This is a genomic window from Gemmatimonadota bacterium, assembly GCA_016720805.1.
Classification (GTDB): Bacteria; Gemmatimonadota; Gemmatimonadetes; order Gemmatimonadales; family GWC2-71-9; genus Palsa-1233.
This window is the reverse complement of sequence record JADKJZ010000014.1, coordinates 798,706-818,290: the sequence shown is the minus strand read 5'-3', so window position 1 is coordinate 818,290 and position 19,585 is coordinate 798,706. Positions and strand designations below refer to the sequence as shown.

General features: G+C 69.5%; 16 protein-coding genes. 3 read left to right on the top strand and 13 right to left on the bottom strand.

Features of this window, described 5'->3' with window-relative positions:
• Positions 1–27 precede the first annotated feature (27 nt).
• Genes IPP98_14035 through IPP98_14010 form a run of 6 tightly spaced genes read right to left on the bottom strand, consistent with a single transcriptional unit; the run spans position 28 to position 9,159 of the window.
• Entirely contained in the window at positions 28–558 is a 531-nt protein-coding gene (locus IPP98_14035; GenBank protein ID MBL0180218.1) for a gamma carbonic anhydrase family protein, read from the bottom strand.
• Positions 551–766 carry a hypothetical protein gene (locus IPP98_14030; GenBank protein ID MBL0180217.1) on the bottom strand — a complete coding sequence of 72 codons (216 nt, stop codon included), beginning with the start codon at positions 764–766 and terminating at the stop codon, positions 551–553. The genes IPP98_14035 and IPP98_14030 overlap by 8 nt, the downstream gene beginning before the upstream one ends.
• Positions 763–2,766 (bottom strand): hypothetical protein, encoded by a 2,004-nt coding sequence (locus IPP98_14025; GenBank protein MBL0180216.1) that lies wholly within the window; start codon positions 2,764–2,766, stop codon positions 763–765. Before IPP98_14025 ends, IPP98_14030 begins: the two co-directional genes overlap by 4 nt.
• Positions 2,763–5,018 carry a hypothetical protein gene (locus tag IPP98_14020; protein MBL0180215.1) on the bottom strand — a complete coding sequence of 752 codons (2,256 nt, stop codon included), beginning with the start codon at positions 5,016–5,018 and terminating at the stop codon, positions 2,763–2,765. Before IPP98_14020 ends, IPP98_14025 begins: the two co-directional genes overlap by 4 nt.
• The gene (locus IPP98_14015) at positions 5,015–7,234 is read right to left on the bottom strand and encodes a GWxTD domain-containing protein (GenBank protein MBL0180214.1); all 2,220 of its coding nucleotides are present in this window, start codon (positions 7,232–7,234) and stop codon (positions 5,015–5,017) included. The genes IPP98_14020 and IPP98_14015 overlap by 4 nt, the downstream gene beginning before the upstream one ends.
• 2 nt (positions 7,235–7,236) lie before the next feature.
• Positions 7,237–9,159 (bottom strand): N-acetylmuramoyl-L-alanine amidase, encoded by a 1,923-nt coding sequence (locus tag IPP98_14010; protein ID MBL0180213.1) that lies wholly within the window; start codon positions 9,157–9,159, stop codon positions 7,237–7,239.
• A gap of 134 nt (positions 9,160–9,293) precedes the next feature.
• Here IPP98_14010 and IPP98_14005 point away from each other — a divergent pair, with 134 nt between their 5' ends.
• Positions 9,294–10,295: a serine/threonine-protein phosphatase gene (locus IPP98_14005; GenBank protein ID MBL0180212.1), complete on the top strand. Its 1,002-nt coding sequence runs from the start codon at positions 9,294–9,296 to the stop codon at positions 10,293–10,295.
• A gap of 9 nt (positions 10,296–10,304) precedes the next feature.
• Here the strand turns inward: IPP98_14005 and IPP98_14000 are convergent, their stop codons facing one another.
• Together IPP98_14000 and murQ are read right to left on the bottom strand one after the other, a co-directional pair.
• A complete protein-coding gene (locus tag IPP98_14000; GenBank protein ID MBL0180211.1) occupies positions 10,305–11,414 on the bottom strand; it encodes an anhydro-N-acetylmuramic acid kinase in 1,110 nt (369 codons plus the stop codon).
• Entirely contained in the window at positions 11,411–12,331 is a 921-nt protein-coding gene (gene murQ / locus IPP98_13995) for an N-acetylmuramic acid 6-phosphate etherase (protein MBL0180210.1), read from the bottom strand. Before murQ ends, IPP98_14000 begins: the two co-directional genes overlap by 4 nt.
• Positions 12,332–12,431: 100 nt before the next feature.
• On the opposite strand from murQ, the gene ggt reads away from it, so the two are divergent.
• Positions 12,432–14,159 carry a gamma-glutamyltransferase gene (gene ggt, locus IPP98_13990; protein MBL0180209.1) on the top strand — a complete coding sequence of 576 codons (1,728 nt, stop codon included), beginning with the start codon at positions 12,432–12,434 and terminating at the stop codon, positions 14,157–14,159.
• A 6-nt stretch (positions 14,160–14,165) separates the two neighbouring features.
• On the opposite strand, the gene IPP98_13985 is transcribed toward ggt, so the two are convergent.
• Positions 14,166–14,963, bottom strand: a complete 798-nt coding sequence (locus IPP98_13985) for a hypothetical protein (GenBank protein ID MBL0180208.1) — start codon at positions 14,961–14,963, stop codon at positions 14,166–14,168.
• 48 nt (positions 14,964–15,011) lie between these two features.
• On the opposite strand from IPP98_13985, the gene IPP98_13980 reads away from it, so the two are divergent.
• Entirely contained in the window at positions 15,012–16,757 is a 1,746-nt protein-coding gene (locus tag IPP98_13980; GenBank protein ID MBL0180207.1) for an ABC transporter ATP-binding protein, read from the top strand.
• 2 nt (positions 16,758–16,759) lie between these two features.
• On the opposite strand, the gene IPP98_13975 is transcribed toward IPP98_13980, so the two are convergent.
• The 4 genes from IPP98_13975 to IPP98_13960 are packed head-to-tail and all read right to left on the bottom strand — an operon-like array spanning position 16,760 to position 19,518.
• A complete protein-coding gene (locus IPP98_13975; protein ID MBL0180206.1) occupies positions 16,760–17,485 on the bottom strand; it encodes a cytochrome c biogenesis protein CcdA in 726 nt (241 codons plus the stop codon).
• Positions 17,482–17,976, bottom strand: a complete 495-nt coding sequence (locus IPP98_13970; GenBank protein ID MBL0180205.1) for a transcriptional repressor — start codon at positions 17,974–17,976, stop codon at positions 17,482–17,484. The genes IPP98_13975 and IPP98_13970 overlap by 4 nt, the downstream gene beginning before the upstream one ends.
• Positions 17,963–18,454: a hypothetical protein gene (locus IPP98_13965; GenBank protein MBL0180204.1), complete on the bottom strand. Its 492-nt coding sequence runs from the start codon at positions 18,452–18,454 to the stop codon at positions 17,963–17,965. Before IPP98_13965 ends, IPP98_13970 begins: the two co-directional genes overlap by 14 nt.
• Positions 18,439–19,518 carry a hypothetical protein gene (locus IPP98_13960; protein ID MBL0180203.1) on the bottom strand — a complete coding sequence of 360 codons (1,080 nt, stop codon included), beginning with the start codon at positions 19,516–19,518 and terminating at the stop codon, positions 18,439–18,441. The genes IPP98_13965 and IPP98_13960 overlap by 16 nt, the downstream gene beginning before the upstream one ends.
• Between the last annotated feature and the right edge of the window lie 67 nt (positions 19,519–19,585).

Sequence of the window (19,585 nt, the reverse complement as noted above, 5' to 3'; positions counted from 1 at the left end):
CTGGCTCAGGAGAATTCACATCACAAATCAACCACTATGAATGTTTTTCCACATTCGCGCGTGGCGGCGCGCCTGTTCCACATAGTGCGACCAGGTCCCCTCGCGACGGCCGGCGAGCAGCTCGTCCACGGGCCGCGTGGCGCGGGCGGGGCTTCCGACCGCCAGCATCCCGGCCGGGATGACCCGCCCTTCGGGGACCAGCGCGCCGGCCGCGACGATCGCCCCGGCCTCGACCACCGCCCCGTTCAGCAGGATGGCACCCATCCCGATCAACGCCCCGTCCATCACCGTGCAGCCATGCAGGATGGCCCGATGCCCGACGCTGACCCGGTCGCCAATCCGACAGGGGACGCCGGCATCGACATGGACCATGGTCAGGTCCTGGAGATTGCTCTCCCGGCCGATGACAATCCGGTCGTTGTCGCCCCGAAGGACGCAGCCGTACCAGATGGAGCTGTCGGCCCCGATCTCGACCTCACCGACGACGATGGCCCCCGGCGCGACCCACGCTGACGAGTCGATCGAGGGCTGCCCGAACTCGCTCCACGATTCAGCCACGGATGTTCAGCCCTCGACGACGACTGGTTCGACTGCCCGCCCCTTCGACCACCAATTCGAGAATGTAGTTGCCCGGCTCGAGTCCCCCCAATGCCAACGCCCGACGAAGCCGCGAGCGATCCCCATCGAGCCGCGTCCGCTCGCTCAGGGCGATGGCATCCCGACCGCCCCCCAGGAGCTTTGCGAGGCCACTCCGCTGCCGAGTCACGGTGATCCTGACCTGATACTCCTCCCCCGTTGCGCGCCATACGTCTCGGCATAGACGGTCACCGTGTCGTTCGCCGAGTAGACCGGCACCGGGTCGAGCCAGGCGGTGTCGGCCTCGGTGACCGCCCAGGAGAGGCCGTGGGCAGGCTGACCGATCAGCAGTGCGGAGAGTTCGAGGGTGTCGCCGATGACCGCGGGGACGCGGAGCGAGTCGCCGGGAAAGATCGAGCCGGTCCGGGGCGAGAGTTGCACCCCGACGCGAACCTTGTGATCGCCCGGTGGCACCACGACCTCCGCCCGCAATGCCACTTGGCGCACTCCTGCCGCGGGGCGACGCACCAGCTGCACCGTGTCGAGCGATGCCACGGCCTGTCCCGCCCGAGTGAAGAAGCCCCCGCGCAACGCCACGGACACCGGTCCCGTCCCCGGCTGGGCGCGCAGCGCCTCGGCGTCGACGGCGTAGACCATGTGGACCAGCGGGAGCCCGTCTCGCGAGCCGACCGCGTACCACTGCACGCGCCCCGGCAATGCCACGTCGTACTGCCGCTCCCAGGAATCTGATTGCGTCGCGATTGCGAGACTCCGGCGCGACCGCACTTGCTCCTCTTGCCGCAACATGTCGCGCGTGTACTCGCCGGCGAAGAGGAGCCGCGTCAACCCGGGCACCTCGCGCGAGCGCACCTCGAGCTCCGTCTGCGCAATGTCGAGGTCGAAGATGCTCGGCACGGCGCGGAAGTCGGCCTGATCCTCGCGGGCCAGAAAGTGGAGCACCAGGTCGCCATCGGGACGCCGATACAACCAGGTCTCGCTGCCGTAGGTCCGTTCGAGGGCGTCGGTGATGTTGCGCCGGCGGTCGGGTGCCCAGACGATCCGGCGCGCGGGCTCGCCCTGGCGCAGGTAGACAATGCCGCGATCGTCGAGTTCCTGGTCGTTGCTGCGGAAGATCTCGATGCCGAATCGGTAGCGCCGCCGGAAGGGGGGCAACCGGAACTCTTTCAGCGCAACCTGCCACCGTCGATAGTGCTCACCGAGTCGGGCGCCGGCCGGGCGCAGGTCGAGGGCATCGCGATTGTGCCAGAACTCACGCAACCAGGTGACGCGCGCGGGGCCGCTCAGCGAGTCGAAGGCAACCAGCAGCGTATCGTCGACGATCGGTTCAAGGTCGCGGCGATACATGGTGAGGACCTCGGGATCGTCCCCACCGGCCCCCGCGAAGTAGGCGGCCGAGAACTCGCGTTCCCCAACGCGGGTGCGCGACGCCGCCTCGTCCGAGAGCAGTGGCAGCGTGCGTGCAAGCTCAAGCCAGGCCATGCTCGAACGGAAACCAACCTGCAGCGCGCGGCGAAAGGCCAGCACGGCGGAGTCGGGCGAGCCGGCAAGCCGCTCGAGTCGACCGCGTTCCAGCAGCAGCGCTCCTGTCCAGCTCACCGGGGAGGCCATGCCGAGCCGAAGCGCCGCCAACGCGCCATCGAGGGGCGCATCAATGCGGGTGTCGCGCGCGGTGATCGCAAACTCGACCAGGCCGTCGGTAAAGCTCGGATCGAGGCTCACGGCCCTGGCGAAGGCGGTGCCGGCAATGCGATGGCGATCGGCGCCGATCATGGCATAGAGGCCACCGGCGAATCCCTCTGCCCGGTCCGGCGCGGCGGAGGCGGTGAGGCCAATGCCGAACCATGGCCACGGCCAGGTTGGCGCCAACTCTGCCGCCCACTCGAACTCGCTGTACGCGTCGTCCCAGTGCCTTCCGCCAAGCTGCTCGGCGAGCCGCAACGCGATCAGCCCGAGCCGCAGGTGCACCATCGGATCATCGCGCCGGGTACGGGCGTGATCAATCTCCCGCGACTCGAGTGCCCGAAGGGCGATCGTGTCATGGGCATAGGTCAGGGAATCGCGCAGTCGGGTGAGCGCGTCGCGTTGGAGCGGGCTTTGCCCATGCGCCGTCGGCGTCGCGACCACCGCGACGAGAAACGAGACCGCGAGTCCGAACAGGCGGACCCTCATTTCACGACGGCGAACTCCCGATGCCGGACCACCGGTGCCTGGCCCGGGGCGGTCACGGTGACTTCGAGTCGGTAGTCACCCGGCTCGAGTCGACTCAGGTTGAACTCACGATCGATCGCCGCGACGCCCCCCGGGTGCTCACCGCCGAAGCCGAGACTGAGGGCCGCCTTCTCACGGCGGCCGAGGAAGCCGGAGGTGCCCTGCCGCACCACGGCGAGCGTGACTTGATAGGGTGTGCCCGCAGGCACGCCGGCCAGCTCGAAATAGAGTTGCATCGGTGTCGAGCGCGTGAACCGGCGCATCGGGTTCACCCACGCGGTATCGCGGGTGATCGTCGGCACCGCGAGCGGGACGCGGCGTGAGCCCAGCACGAGGTCCGAGATGACGAGCGTGGTGCCGGTCGCGGGAACGACGCGCACCGACTGCGCTGCTGTCACCACCCCGCGATGGTCGGTCTCGACCGCCAGCTGCACGGTGTAGTCACCTGGCGGCACGGCGACGGGCGTACGGCCGAGGAGGTACTCCCCAGGGGCCAGGACGCCGCGCGTCCGGAACGTCCGCACCGTGTCGACCGTCGCGACCACCTCGCCGCGCGCGTCGCGCACCGCACCACGCAGGCGCACGCGGTAGAGCGCGCCCTGGACGGTCACCGTCGGCGTGAGCGCCCGCCCGGGAATCGCAAACGCCAATTGCAACAGGCGGCCCGTGGGCGCCTCGCCGACTGCAACCACATCCACCGAAGCCTCGAGCGGCAGCTCGAAATTCAAGACCCAGGTGGTGCCGGTGGCAATGCTGCGCGCCCCAACCGCTCGCTCCACTGGCTGCAGCGTGGCGGCGCCATCGCGTCCTTCGTTGAACATGCGCGCGTAGATCGGCGCAATGGTCTCCCGCGACAGGAAGAGTTCCTGCATCGTCTGGGCAGTCAGGGAGGCACCATAGGTCTCGATCAGTGGCCGACCGTTGCTGGCCGTGTCCTTGGGCGTCGCCATCAGGTGCGCCTGGCCACTCAGCGCGAAGAGATCGACGACACTCTCCACCAACACGGCATCCTTGCGCCCCTTCGGGACCACGAAGTGGAAGAGCAAGGTGTCGCCGTCGACGCGGCCCGGGTACGACCACGACTCGTTCTCCAGCATCCCCGGCAAGTTGAGCGTCGTGCGACCAATCGGCGCGCCGTGCAGCACGACCACCACACCGCGCGCGTCGAATTCGCGACTGCCATCGCGCATGCCGCGCAGCGTGATCGGTGGCGTGGTGGAATCGACGCGCCGGTAGTTGGACCGCGCGATTTCGAGGCGCAGGTAGTGGTCGCGCAGCCGCTCGGCGGTGACGGGCAGTCCGCTGACTTCCTGGACGTCCCAGAAGCGGCGCGCGATCGCGACCCGCGCCGACCCGGTCGCGTCCATCAGCGCTCGCAAGGTCGAATCCGGCATCACGAGAACCAGGTCGTCATGGAGCCGCGCGAGGACGGGACCCTCGGCGCCGCCGAGAGCCGCATACCAGGGAGCCAGCCCGCCGAGTTGGCCGGAGGTGAAGCGCGTCTGGGCCAGCTCAAGCTGGATCTCGGCGTCGTTGGCTTCGCGACGCGCCAACGGCTCCAGGAGCGCCAACGCGACATCGCCCCGGCCCGAGTGCCGCTCGATCACCGCGCGCAGCAGCTGGACATCGCGAAGCGCACCAGCCGGTCCGCCGGCAGATTGCCGCAACGCTTCACGCGCCACCGCGACGAGTCGGGCATCACCCTTTGCCAGCGCCTCGCGACCGAACTGCACCAATCCTTCCGCGCGGAGCGAGTCGAGCCCCGCCGAGGTGGCCAGTTTCGTGGCGGCCTCAAGCTCCGGGTCGACGCCGGTCAGCTTCCGGAAGGCGGCGAAGACGCCGATGTCCGCAGCCTGCGCCCCCAGTTGGGCGAGCGCCTGCCCGTACCAGCCAATCCACCATCCCGGCTTGAGGGTGACGGTGGCGCCGAATTCGTCGTAGGCATCCTCGTAGTGCCGCATCTCACCGGTCACCTCACCGAGGCGCAACGCGATGAAGCCGAGTTGGAGGTGGAGCGAGGGGTCGTCGCGCCGCGTGCGCACCTCCGCGATCGCGAGTTGCTCCAACTGTCGGAGCGAATCGGCGCTCCGCACGACGCCGACGGTACGTCGCACGTCGCGCAATGCCGGAGCCCCGCTCCCCTGCGCCGCAAGCGGCGCGGCGAGGAGCAGCGCGAAGACGGGAATCCTTCGGAGGGCGCGCAGTCCGCTCATTTGACGACCGTGATTTCCTGCTGGCGAGTCACCTTCTCCCCCGCGGGGGTCGAGACCGTCACTTCCACGAGATACGTCCCCGGACCGACTTGGTCGAGGGCGAGTTCCCGATGCACCACGAGCAAGCCTCCCGGATGGACTCCATTGGCGGCCACTCGCAACGCCGACCCGCCCCGGAAGAGCCGTGAGAGCGCCGACCCACCCGGGCGCACAATGCGCACCTCGGTCCGATAGGCGCTGCCCGCCAGCAGGCCGCTCACCTCGAAGCTCAGCTGCATCGGCTCACTGCGACGGAATCTGGCAAGCGGATTGAGCCACGTGGTATCGCCGGTCGAGGGTACCCAGAAGAGTCGTACGGAGCGCGTCCCGACCACCAGGTCCGAGAGACCCAACGCCCGGGCGGTCGGTGAGGTGACCACCACGGTGTCCCTCCGACTGCCAATGCCGGCTGGGCCCTGTTCGAGCGACGCGCGCACGGTAAGTCGTCCGGCCGGCACTCGGAGGGCCTGGCGTCCGAGGAGCTGCCCGTCGGCGCCCGCGGGCTCCTTCATCAGGAAGCGTCGGACGGTGTCGAGCGAGGCGACGAGCGCGCCATCGAGATCGAGGACGGTGGCCCGAAGCCGGAGCTCGGCCATGTCGCCACCCTGTCCGACCTCGATGGTGAGCCCCTTGGTCGGCACGGCGAACGCGATCTGCAGTTGCGGACCGGCGCTGTCCGCCCCCGCGGCCGCGACGAAAATCGTGGCGTCGAGGGTGCGCCGAAAACGCAACGGCCAACTGTCGGTGCGCGTCCCGATGGCGATGCTCTTCCGGCCAATTGCCCGCTCCTCGGTCTGCAACATCGTCCCCCCTCCTCGCGCGGCCCCCAACATCCGGGAATAAAGTGCACCGAGCGGCTCGCGGGAACGCACCAGGGCTTCCGCCTGACCGGACGATGACAATTGTCCCGAATCGCGCGCCGCCATCGCCCCCGCGAAGCCGAGAATGTCGAGCACGCTCTCGACCAGGCGGAAGTCCTGCACGTCCTGACGTGCCACGAAGTGAAAGACGAGATCGCCGGTCACCCGCTGGTAGCGCCACGACTCGTTCGGCTCGATCCCCGGCACGTTGTACTGGACGCGCTGGTCGGGTGCCCCATGCCGCACGTAGATCACGCCGCGATCATCGAAGTCGTCCTGCGTGGAGCGGTAGCGTTCCTGGATGTCGTATTGCCGCCGCCGGGACACGAGGCGGAAGTTGCGCTGGGCATGATCGAGCCGGGCGTAGTGCTCGCGCAGGCGGCCACCGACGCGCTGCAGTTCGTCGTGATCGCGGCGCTCGAAGAACGCCCGCACCAGGGTGACACGCGCCGTCGGCGCGGCAGCATCAAACGCGGCGAGCGTGGTCGCCGGCATCACCAGGGCGAGGTCCCGACGGTACATCGCGAGCACGGGCCCCTCGGCCAGCCCGAGCCCACGATACCATGGCTCGCCACCGTCGAGCCGGCCAAGCGCGAAGCGCGCCCGCGCTTGCTCCAGCAGTCCCTCGACATTGATGCGGTCCAGGGCGAGCAGTGCATCGGCCGCCGCGAGCGCGGAGTCGGCACTTCCCACTTCGCGTTCGACACGTGCCCGCGCCAGCAACACATCGGGGTGGCGCGCGGCCGGTGTGCGCGACGCGCGACGCAGCGCGGCGAGCGCCACGTCCATGCGCGCGTTCACGATTTGCCGCAGCGCGGTATTGCTCAGTTCGACGAGCCCGATGACGAACGAGGGGTCGACCTCGGCGCTGCGTGCGAAGGCATTGGCCGACCGCGTCAGCGCGTCCTTCCCCAACATCGTCTTCAGTCCGGCCACGGGGGAGAAGTCGGAGTCGCCGACGCCGAGCTCGGCCAGGCCGAGTCCGAACCAACCGTACGGCCAGGTCGGTTGCAGCGTCGTGGCCCACTGGAATTCCGACGCGGCATCATCGTAGTGCTTCTTCCCCCCGAGTTCCCCGAGTCGCACCGCCACGAAGCCGAGCCGGAGATGCACCATCGCGCTGTCCCGATCCCGGCGCGCCTCGCCCATCCACTGTCCTTCCAGGGCGAGCAGTGAAACGGAATCGGCCACCCGCGCGAGTGAATCGCGCAGGGCCGCGAGCTCACGACGCCCCGCCGGCCCCTGTGCCCCCGATCGCCCCGCCAGCAGCAGGAGCAACAAGGGGAGCAGGATTGCGCAACGGCTGGGGCGGGCCATGGTCACTCGGGTCGGTCAGGGGAGGCTGCTGGTTGGGGACGCTTGGGTGCATCGTTCGTGGACAGCGTGGCGCGGCCAAGAAACGTCCGCAGCCCGGCGACAATCGCCTCGGCGTACCGCTCCTGACCGTCGGGTGTCCGCATGGCGGCCTCTTGCAGCGGGATCATCAGGAACAACCCCTCGGCGAGCACCGCCGGATACCATGTCGGGCGGACCATCGCGAGATCGCCGCGCGCGATGCCGAGGTTGCGCAGTCCGAGCCGACGCGCCAGCTCCTCCTGGATGTCCTGGGCAAGCGCAATGGACTGCGGATGCTGGAAGAAAGTGCTGCTGCCGTTGTTCGTGAAGGGGTTGATTCCGTCGGGCAGGGCATTCAGATGGATCGAGACCAGCACGTCGGGCTCGAGGGAATCGGCGATGGCCACGCGCTGCCAGAGTTCCACTGGCCGGGCATCCTCCCGCGTCAGGGAGACGACGGCCCCCGACGCGCGCAGTCGGGCGGCGGCGAGGCGCGCCACCGCCAACGTCGCCTCCGGCTCGCAAAGGCCGGTCGGGCCACAGGCACCGAGTGGCGGATGCCCGGGATCGAGCACGATGCGCCGACCCTTCAGTGGATTGACGCGATCGACGGTCGGCGGCTGCCGAAACTCGAAGAGCAGATCGCCGCGATCGATGCGCACCCGCCATCCCCAGAGCGGTTGGGCGAACGACACCTCCAGTTCGACCCGATCCGTCGACACCTGATGCCAGCCAAGCCAGCGCACGAAGCGGCCGGTCACCGGGTAGCGCGTCCAGTCGGCGTCGCCGGCCACGCCGAAGAGGGTGATGGCGAGCCCCGCCGGCGTGGCGCGCACCTGATGCGCGACCGGCGCGGTCAGGGGAATGCGAAGGCGCGCGCCGCTCGGCGTGGACGCCAGCGTTAGCGACCCCATGACGGCGAGGCCGGGCAATGCCATCCCGCGCTGCGGGACCACCTCGGCGATCGGCACCCATGCGGTCGCACCGGAGGCAAGCCGCAGGCGCACCAGATCATCCTGCCGCGCTTCCGCAGTGGCCACGGTTCCCACCGGAAAGAACCAGTGGTACGTCCCGCCAGGGAGATTCCGGCCAATGACGATGCCATCGCGCTCGGCACCGAGCCTGGCGGGTTCGTCCAATCGCACGACGGTCGGACGCACGCCCTGACGACGCACGGTCAGGGGCCACGGGAGTCGCGTCGTGTCGGACCCCAGCACGACTTCGAGCTGCGGCATGGTACCGGCCGTCGGCATGCCGACCCGCAACCAGTCGTCGCCGCCCGATGCCGTCTCGCCATCGAGCCGGGCGAGGTAGGTCGTCGCGACGGCACTGCGGTCGAGTCGACGCTCGTCCCGCTCGAAGGCAAGGAGACTCGCCGCCGGGGGATCGGCCACGGCGGCGGCGGCGAATGGCAGCGCGCGGCCGTCGGGGAGCACGAGGCGCACCGACGCCCCCGGCACCGCGCGCACCCGGAGGGTGAGCGCCTCATCGGCGGGCAGCCAGAATTGGGATCGGGGTTGCAGTGAGCCCGGCACCACCCACGCGCCGGTGCGGCGGACCCACCCGGCGCGGCGGAGCGGCAGTTCGCTCTTCACGACACGGCTCCCGAGTCGCGCCTCGAGGCGGATCACCACGGCAGAATCCTGGGGCACCGCAATCCAGGCGAGCCACGCGCCATTGGGGGCCACCGGGACCGCCAGGCCGTTCACGGTCAGGGTGGCGGCTCCATCACCGACGTTTCCCATGAGAAACGTCGAGTCGGCGATATCGAGCACGCTTCCTGCTTTGGGATAGCGGACATCGAGCCGCAATTCCCCGTGGACAGCGGGGATCGGTGGCAACGGACGCTGGGCCTCGAGGCGGGGCGCCAGGACGAGTCCCAGCAGGGGAAGGGCTCGGAGCATCATCGTAAAACACATTCGGACCGTCACTTAGCAGAGTTTCGCGTTGACGTGCTTTGGGGGAGCGCCCTATCTTCCACCAGCCGGAACTCGCGCTCATCAGAACAGGAGCCATGCCTACGTCGAACGTTCGCGCTTCCTTGTACGCTGTCACGGATCGGGGCCGTACGCGGGACCACAACGAGGACACCTTCCTCGTGGCGGACCTGGCGACCGGCGAGCCGATCCGTGAATCGCGTCCGGAAGCGCACACCGTCGGCGAGCGTGGTGCGCTCTATCTGGTCGCCGATGGCATGGGTGGCGCTGCCGCAGGCGAGATCGCCAGTGAGATGGCCGCCGTCGCCATCCATGAGCACATGGCCAGTGCGTGGCGCGAAGACGCCGACCACTCCGAGGACCGCTTCGCGCATCACCTCGTGCAGGCGGTCGAGCGCGCGAACGAAATCCTCCATGCCTACGCCGGCGAGCATCACGAGGTCCGCGGCATGGGGACGACGGCCACGGTGGCCGGCGTACACGGCGACCGGCTGTACATCGCGCAGATCGGTGACTCGCGGGGGTATCTCGTCCGCGGCGACATCGCCCGCCAGCTGACCCGCGATCAATCGCTGACCCAGCGCCTCGTCGAGGTCGGCGAACTCACCGAGGAAGAAGCCGAGGCGAGCGAGCGGCGCAACATCATCCTGCAGGCCCTCGGCCCTGACTCCGATGTGCGCGTCGACCTGTCGTGGCAGTCGCTGCAACAGGGCGACGTGCTCATCATCTGCAGCGATGGGCTCTCCACGGTGGTCCGCCGGGACGAAATTGCCGAAGCGGTGCGCCAGGAGCCGAACATCGAGCGGCTCTGCTCGCGCCTGGTCGCGCTGGCCAACGAGCGCGGCGGCCCGGACAACATCACGGTGGTGGCGGTCCGCTTCGACGGCGACGGGCTGCCGTCCGCCAGTGATATCGAACCAGGCTACCACGAGTTCCTCACCACGGACGAGCGCCCCGGGCTGCAGCCGACGGCTGCCTTTCCTGCCCCGCCACGCCCAGAGGTCATGCCGTCGCCCGCGCCGCGGAGCGGCTCGCCCACCGGGCTGACGCTGGTGGTGATCGCTGTCGCGATGGCCGTCCTGGCGATCGCCCTGCTCCTCAGCTGACGCCCCGCCTCACGGCGGGGTGATGCAGCCGAGCACCCGCGGCCCGGCGGCGCCGGTGACGGCCGGCAGGTTCCCCGGTTGTCCGTGCAGCGTCAGCCATCCCAACATCGCGAACGCCACCGCCTCCTTCGCCTCCGCCGCGAAGAACAACTCGTCGAAGGCGCCGACCGTCACGTCCTGCGCCGCGAACCGCCGTGACAACTCCGCCATCACCACCGGATGCCGACTGCCACCACCGGCCACCACCAATTCCGTGAACGGTGGCAGGAAGTCGGCGGCGAACCGCGCAATCCCCTCCACCGTCAAGGCGACCGCCGTCCGCACGCCATCGGGTCCCGGACAGCGGGTGGCGATCGCCTCGGCGTAGTCGCGCCCGAAGCGTTCCCGGCCCGTGCTGCGCGGCGGCGGAGCGGCAAAGAAGGGATCGGCCAGCAACTCCGCCAGGAACTCCTCCTGCACGCGGCCCGCGCGCGCCACCGCGCCGTCGGTGTCGAACGGCAGCCCCGGCACCGCACGGCGCGCCAACTCATCGATGATCGCCATCCCCGGCCCGGTATCGGCCCCCACCACACCATCGAGCCCACCATGGGGCGGCACCCAGGTCACGTTCGCCATGCCACCGATGTTGAGCAGCACCCGAGCGTGGCCCGCCGCGCCGAAGAGCATCGCATCGACGATCGGGACGAGCGGCGCACCTTGGCCACCGGCGGCGACATCGCGGGCCCGCAGGTTCGAAACGATGCGCACGCCGAACCGCTCGGCCAGCACGGCCGGTTCGCCAAGTTGGAGCGTCACGCGTGGTGGCTCATGCCACATCGTCTGCCCGGGAAAGGCGATGGCCGCGAGGGCGTCGGCGCGGGTGTGCGTCGACTCGAGGAGGGTGTCGATCGCCTCGGCGGCCCACTCGGCCAGCGCGACGTGCAGGTGCGCCGTCTCGGCGATCGACGCACCGGCGAGCACCCCCTCGATCTGCGCACGCTCTGCGGCAGAGTAGGCCCGATGCACGAAACCGAGGAGGTCGACACGCGTGGGACCGGCGATCTTCACCAACGCGGCATCGACGCCGTCGAGCGACGTTCCCGACATCAGCCCGACCAGCAGCATCGGTGCCTGCGTCATGCCGGCTCCGCAATCGGTGGCGGATCGCCAACGATGGCGCGCAACCGGCGATCGACCGCGACGAGTCGTGCCTCGGCGGCCACGGCATCGACGCCCTCGTGCAACATCACGATCGCGGTGCGGACGCGACCGCCCGCGGCATGAATCGCGGTGCGCGCCGCCGCACGCGGGGCGCCGGTCGCCTCCATCACGATGCGTTCGCCGCGATCCTCGAGCTTCGCATTGGTCACCTGCACATCGACCATCAGGTTGCCCCACGTCTTGCCGATCCGCACCATGGCGCCGGTCGTGAGCATGTTCAGGACCAGCTTGGTGGCAGTGCCGGCCTTGAGCCGGGTCGACCCAGTGACCAGTTCCGGGCCGACATCCACGTGGATGACGACATCGACCAGGCTGACCATCGCCGCGGGCGGCTCGGCGCAGCTGAAGAAGACGGTGCGCGCGCCCCGCGCGGCGGCGCATTGCAGCGCCCCATGGACGAACGGGGTGGTGCCACTCGCCGCGATGCCGACGACGACATCGTCGACGCCGACGGCGCGCGCCTCGACGGCGGCTCCGCCGGCCGCGAGATCGTCCTCGGCCCCCTCGACGGAACGCACCAGCGCCTCCGGGCCGCCGGCGATGATGCCCTGCACCATCGTCGGCGGCGTGCCGAAGGTCGGTGGGCATTCCGAGGCATCGAGGACGCCGAGCCGTCCGGACGTCCCGGCGCCCACATACGTCAGGCGGCCACCGCGACGGAAAGCCGCCTCGATCAGCGCCATGGCGGCGGCGATCGACGCACGCGCGGATTCGATCGCGGCGGGGACCCGGGCCTCCTCGGCGACGAAGAGCTCGACCAGCGCCGAGGGCTCGAGCAGGTCGAGGTCGGTCGAGCGGGGATTGCGACGCTCGGTGCTGCGCAGACGGGAGGTCATGGGGCAACCGGCATGGGTGCGAGGGCAGGTGCGGCGCTTTAAGTTACGGCTGGCCCGAAGGGGCTACAACTCCGCCAATCGCCCGATCCCCGAGGAAGCCGTGATCCGATCGACGCGCCGTGCCTGGCGTTCCGCCGCGCTGGCCCTCCTGTTGCCGTTTGCCGCGCTCGCGGCCCAGCAGGCCACGACCCTGCCGACCGCCTTCCGCTATACCGGCAAGGCCCGCGTTCTCGAGGCGCCCTCCGCGATGGTCGCCTCGGGCAATCCGATCGCCAGCGACGTCGGCCGCGACATCATGCGCGCCGGCGGCAACGCCGTCGATGCCGCCGTGGCCGTCGGCTTCGCCCTCGCGGTGACCCACCCCGAGGCGGGCAACATCGGCGGCGGCGGCTTCATGATGATCCGCCTCAAGGATGGCACCGTCGCGTCGCTGGATTACCGGGAGACGGCGCCCGGCAAGGCCTCACGCGACATGTACCTCGATGCCAACGGGAAGTTGACCGACAAGAGCGTCTACGGCCATCTGGCCTCGGGCGTGCCGGGTTCCGTGGCCGGCATGCTGGAGGCACACCGGAAGTACGGCAAGCTGCCACTCAAGCGGTTGCTCGCGCCGGCCATCGCCTTGGCGCGGGACGGCTTCCTCATCGACTCCTCGCGGTCCCGTTCGTTGCGCGGTCACATCGCACGACTCAAGGAGTATCCCGCCTCGGCGGCACAGTTCGTCATCAACGGCAAGGAGCCGACGCCGGGGACGGTGTTCAAGCAGCCCGAACTCGCCAAGACGTTGGCGGCGATCAGCGCCCGCGGACGCGACGGTTTCTACAAGGGATGGGTGGCCGACGCCATCGTGGCCGAGATGGCGCGTGGCGGCGGCATCATCTCCCACGCCGACCTCGCGGCCTACCAGCCGAAGTGGCGCACGCCGATCAACATCAACTATCGCGGCTGGACCATCTACTCGATGCCGCCGGCCTCTTCGGGCGGCATCACGCTCGCGATGATGCTGAACATCCTCGAAGGGTGGGGCCCGATGCCGCCGTTCGGGTCGGTGTCGCTGCTGCATCGCGAGTCGGAGGCAATGCGCTCGGCCTTCACCGAACGCAATTCGCTGCTGGCCGATCCCGACTTCGAGCCGGTCCCGGTGGCGCGCCTCCTCTCAAAGGAGCATGCCGCGCTGCTGCGGAGCCGGATCAGCCTCGCGCGGCACACCCCGACGCCCGCCTTCGACGCCGGCATCCGCGACGGCAACAGCACCACGCACTATTCCGTGGCGGATGCCGACGGCAACGTCGTCTCGACCACGACGACGCTGAACAACTCGTACGGCTCGCACGTGACGGTTGCCGGCGCCGGCTTCCTCCTCAACGACGAGATGGATGACTTCGCCGCCGCACCGGGCACCGCCAACATGTATGGCCTCGTGCAAGGCGAGGTGAATGCGATCAAGCCGGGGAAGCGCATGCTCTCGGCGATGACGCCGAGCATCGTGGTCGACCCGAGCGGGGCGCTGCGACTGGTCGTGGGGACCCCCGGCGGTCCGACGATCATCACCCAGGTCTACCACGTCATCAGCAACGTGATCGACCACGGGATGTCACTGCGGGATGCGGTGGAGGCCCCGCGGATGCACGAGCAGGGGTTACCTGACCAGATGCGGATGGAAGGGCCGGGCGGCTTCGCGCCAGCGGCGATCGCCTGGCTGAAGGCGATGGGGCACTCGGTGCAGAACAGCGGCGGGATGGGAGATGTGCAGGCGATCGCCCGCATCAAGGGCGGCTGGCAGGGGGTGAGTGACCCCCGCCTTGGCGGGGGCCCCTCGGGATACTAGCCGTCGTTACTTCGCGAAGTCGTCGCGCAGGGTGATGGTCATCGCCTTGCCGGCGTGCACGATGATGTCGCGGTTGGCCGACTTGGCGGCCACCGCGGCTCCGGCCGCCCCACCACCGACGGCCCCGACGATCGTGCCCGTCTTGCCGCCGATGACGCGTCCGATGATCGCGCCGGCCGCGGCACCAGCACCGGTACGGGCCACGTCGGTCGCGCCGACGCCACGCGCCTTCATCTCATACTCGTAATCGGTCGCGGCGGCGGTGATCGGGTAGCTCTGCCCGTTGATCTCCACCGAGCGACCGGCGAGCGACAACGTCCCCTTCTCGCCGCGGTTGTTGGCCTGACCGATCGCCGTGACAGCCAGCGTGATCACCGAACCGGCGGGGATGATCACCCGGCCGGTCGAGCTGCTCACGTCATTCGAGACGCGGACGCGGATCGGGTCGCCCACGCGGGTGTATTGCGAGTGGACCGAGTCCAGTGTCACCGTCGACAGCGTCGTCCCGCTCACCAAGGTCGCGGCGGCGGTGTTGCTGGGCGTCGGAGCAGGGGCGGGAGATACCGGCGCCGGGCTCGGCCGAGTCGTGACTGGCCGCGTGGCGGTTGCCCGCGGCGGCGGCGGCGTCTTCACGAAGACCGTCTCCGGCGGAGGGGCCGGCTTGCTGGTATCAAGTGCGGGGACATCGGCGATCGGCACCAGGGAATCGGTACCGAGGGCATTTCCACCGTCGGCGGTCTTCTCGCCGCAGGCCGCGAGGGCCAGGGCAAGGACAGTGGCAAGGACAATCCGGCGGTCGTTCATTCGGGACTCCTGGGTGATCCGTGATCGGATCGGGGATACCTTTCCCCGATGCGCGCGCTACGCCGACTCCTGCCCTATCTCCGCCGTCATGCGGCAGCCTACTGGGTCGGCTTCCTCTCCCTGCTGGCATCCAATTTCTTCGCTACCCTCGGTCCGCGCTACGTCCAACGCGGCATCGACATCCTGGCGACCGCTGGACCTGGCGCCGCCCGGGGGGTCGCCACCGCGGCCCTGTGGGTCGCGGGCCTGGCCTTGGCCAGTGGGGTGCTCCGCTTCGGCATGCGCCACCGACTCAATGGGGCGTCCCGCGAGGTCGAGACCGACCTGCGCAACGACCTCTTCCGACGACTGATGGGGCTCTCTGCCCCCTTCCACCAGCGATTCCCCGTCGGCGATCTGATGGCCCGTGCGACGAACGACCTGCTCGCCCTCCGCATGGTCGCCGGCCCCGCCATCATGTACCTCGTCGACACCACCGTGCGCGCCATCATGATCGTGCCGATGATGCTCGCCCTCTCTCCGACACTCACCCTCTGGGCACTGCTCCCGACGCTTGGACTGCCGCTGGTGATGGTCATCATCGGTGGCGAAGTCCATCGTCGAGCGCTCGCCGTGCAGGACCAGTTCGGCAACATCTCCTCGTTCGTGCAGGAGCACCTGGCCGGCGTCCGGATTGTCCGCGCCTACGCACAGGAATCGGCCGAGACGACCCTCTTTCACGGGCTCGATCGCGGCTATGTCGCCAGCAACCTCGCCCTCGCCCGCGGCCAGGGAATCTTTCATCCCCTGCTGACCTTCCTCGGCGGTCTCGGCGCCGTGATCGCGATGATCTTCGGCGGCCGCCTCGTCCTCACCGGCGCCATGACCATCGGCGGCTTCGTGGCATTTGGAGTCTACCTCGCCACACTCGTCTGGCCGATGATCGCACTCGGATGGGCCATCTCGCTGCTCCAACGCGGCGACGCCGCCTCGGATCGCGTTCAGGCGCTGTTGGAGGAGACGCCCGACATCACCGAGCCCGCACACCCGGTGGCCCTCCCACCGGCCGAAGGCCCACGCCGCCTGGCCTTTGAGGCGGTGTGGTTCCGCTACCCGGGGGCCGAGCGCGATTGGGTCCTGCGGGAGGTCTCCTTTACCGTGGAAGCCGGCAAAGTGCTCGGCATCGTCGGCGCCACGGGCAGCGGCAAGACCACGATCGCCGAACTGGTCGTGCGGACGTACGACCCGGATCGGGGCCGCATCCTGCTCGACGGGATCGACATCCGGACGCTGGCGCTGGCGGAGCTGCGCGCAGCGGTTGGCATGGTGCCGCAGGAGACCTTCCTCTTCTCCGACACGCTGCGCGAGAACGTCCTCCTTGGCTCGCCCGATGATGGCCGACTCGACGAGGCGGCGCGTGTCTCCCGCCTCGATCAGGCGCTGCCCGACTTGCCTCAGGGGTGGGCCACGATGCTCGGCGAGCGCGGCATCAACCTCTCGGGCGGGCAGCGGCAGCGCGCGGCGATCGCGCGCGCGCTGGTCCGGCAGCCGCCCGTACTGGTGCTCGACGATGCGTTGAGCGCGGTGGACGCGCAAACGGAGGAAGACATCCTCGCGGCGCTGCGCGGTGCGATGGTGGGACGCACCTGCCTGATCATCTCGCATCGCTTCTCGGCTGTGCGCGACGCCGACGAGATCATCGTGCTCGACGATGCCACGATCGTGGAGCGCGGTAGCCACGAGGCGTTGATGGCGAAGGGGGGACGCTATGTGGCGTTGTTGAGTCGGCAGGAGCTCGAGGAGAGCCTGGCGTAGGGCTACAACCGCCGCGACAGCCACCCCGGCGTCATCGCACTCAACATCCCGGCGAGTCGCGTGAACTCTCCGGTGACCAGCAGGATCCCCACCACCACCATCACCAGGCCGCTGGCGCGCTGCAACCACGGCATCCACCGGCGGAAGCGCGTGAACCAGGCGCGAAACGAATCGACGGCGAACGCGGCCACCAGAAAAGGCACCGCGAGCCCCGCCGAGTACGCCAGCAACAGCAACACGCCATGCGTGACGTCACCGCTGGTGCCCGCCATGCCGAGAATGCCGCCGAGGATCGGCCCGATGCAGGGCGTCCATCCGGCCGCAAACGCCATCCCCACCAGCACCGAGCCGAGGTAGCCGATCGGCTTCCGGTCGAGGTGCACGCGTTGGTCTCGGTCAAAGGCGTTGATCTTCACCGCCCCCATCATGTACAAGCCGAAGGCGATGATCAGCACCCCGCCGATCCGGGCGAGGCGCAGCTTGTTGTACGCGAGCGCGGCACCAAGCGCGGTGGCACCGGCCCCGAGCAGGACGAACACGAGGGTGAAGCCGGAGACGAAGAGGATCGCGTGCAGCACGGCGTGGTGCCGCCGATCGGTCATCTCGTCGAGCGTCATCCCGGTGAGAAAGCCGAGGTAGCTCGGCACCAGTGGCAGCACGCACGGCGACAGAAACGAGAGCAGGCCGCCGGTGAAGGCGACCAACGGTCCGAAGGCGCCCTCGGTCACCCGCCCTGCCGACCGGCGCGCGCCAGCACGCCGACTTCCGCGTCACGACAGGCACGACAGAGGCCGTGGATCTCGACGCGGTGGCGCTGGAGCAGGAAGCCGTGTTCATCCGCCACCAGCGGCAGGATCCGCTCGAACCGATCGGTCGAGAATTCGGTGACCACGCTGCATCGGGCGCATACCAGGTGGCCGTGCGGCGATCCCTGCCGCTTCGCCTCCCAGCGCTTGAAGCCCTCGCCGAAGTCGAGTTGCCGCACGAGTCCGCTCTCCACCAGCACCTCGAGCGAGCGATAGATCGTGGCCAGGCCGATCTTGTGGCCCTGATCCCGCAGCTGACGCTGGATCGCGTCGACGGAGAGGTGCCGACCGCCCGAGAAGACCGCCAGCGCGACGAGGTCGCGCTGGCGGGTCACCGGGAGATGGCGCTCCCGGAGCCAGCGCCGGAAGCGCTCGCCGAGGTCGCGACCCGCCTCCGCGTCAGTCGTCGCCATCACCGGTGTCGGCGGCGGCGAGCTCGGCCTCGGCAGCGTCGACGGCTTCGTCGACTTCGACGGCCTCCGCGGTCATGGTCTCGAGCGGCAACTCCTCCTGCACCACGACCGGCGGGAACCAGAGCGAGACCTCGATCGGGACCGGCGGCTCCTCGTCGTCGGCACGTACCGGGACGAGGGCGAGCAACTCGTGCAACGCCTCGAGCGGACCACTGCCGACCTCGTCCATCACCGCGTCAAAGCCGCCGCGCTTCTTCCCCTTGATGAGGGCTGTGTAGCGGGCGGTGTAGATGCGTCGACGATCACCGTCGATGCGCGAGATCACCGCCGTCCCGTACTCGGCGAGGTCACGCCGGAGGACGCGGAAGACCCAGACGCCATCGACGTCGGCCGTCGGGATCTGGTCCTGGAGCCAGAGCGCGAGGCGCTCCCAGTGCGGGCCTTCGCCCGGACCACGCGGCGTCAGACTGGCAAGCATCGTTCAACGTAGGTGCGAAGCACGGTGAGGAAGTCCTGGGCATTGGTGACGACGCCGAACGCCTGATGCGTCCCGCGGTCCTTCAACTTGTTCACGACGAACTCGGTCTGGTCGACGCAGATCGTCATCAGTGGTTCCGGCCGTCCTTCCGGATTCTGCGTATGGAACGACGGCAGCATGTTGCCGACGGCGATCGCGTGCAGCGCGGTGGCGATGAAGACCGCGCCCGTGGCGCGCACGGCATGTTCACGCATGGCATCCTGCGCTGCGGTCGCGTCGGTGTACACCCCGGGGAGCGGCCCATCGTCGCGGATCGATCCGGCCAGCACGTAGGGGACGCCACGCGTCACCAGGGTGTGCATGATCCCGTCGGAGACCAACCCGGAGGCGACCGCGGCCTCGATCGACCCGGCGGCGCGCACCGCGTTGATCGCGCGCATATGCAGGCCATGGCCACCGGCGGTGGGGCGCCCCTCGTGGTCCATGCCGAGGGTGGTGCCATAGACCGCGGCTTCCATGTCATGGACGGCCACGGCATTCCCCGCCAGCATCGCCTGCACGAAGCCCTGCTCGACGAACCAGGCGAAGTCGGCGCGCGCGCGCGAGTGCACCAGCGCCGGCCCGGCGACCCAGAGGAGATAGCCGCCGCGGGCCCGCTGCGCGATCAACTGCGCCGCGAGGTCCTCGTAGTTGACGGGCCGTTCGCGGGAGACTTCGGTGCTCATGAAGGAGAACTCGTTGCCGCGACGCGCCCCGCGGAGGAACCCCTCCGCGTACACCACCACCCCGTCGGCGCCCTGCTCGTCGAGGCCAACCACGACCGGTTCACCGGCGCGCACCCGCCGTGGCTCAACCGTCTCCAGCTCCCCGCCGCGCTGAACGATCACGCAGTCCATTCGCGGCCGGGTCGGCACCGCCCACCCGTCAGGGAGGCGAACGTAGGTCGGCAGATTCGACGTCGAGAAGAAGCCGTCCGGCACCACGCCGTCGGCGGGCGCCGGGCGGAACGTCGCCACCGGCGCGTCCGCGAAGGGCGGGACGTCGAGATCGGGGAACCAGGTCATTGCCCGAAAGATAAGGGCCCCTCCCCGCCCCCGCGCCGTTGCCGCCCCGGCCGGAGCGGGCGACGTT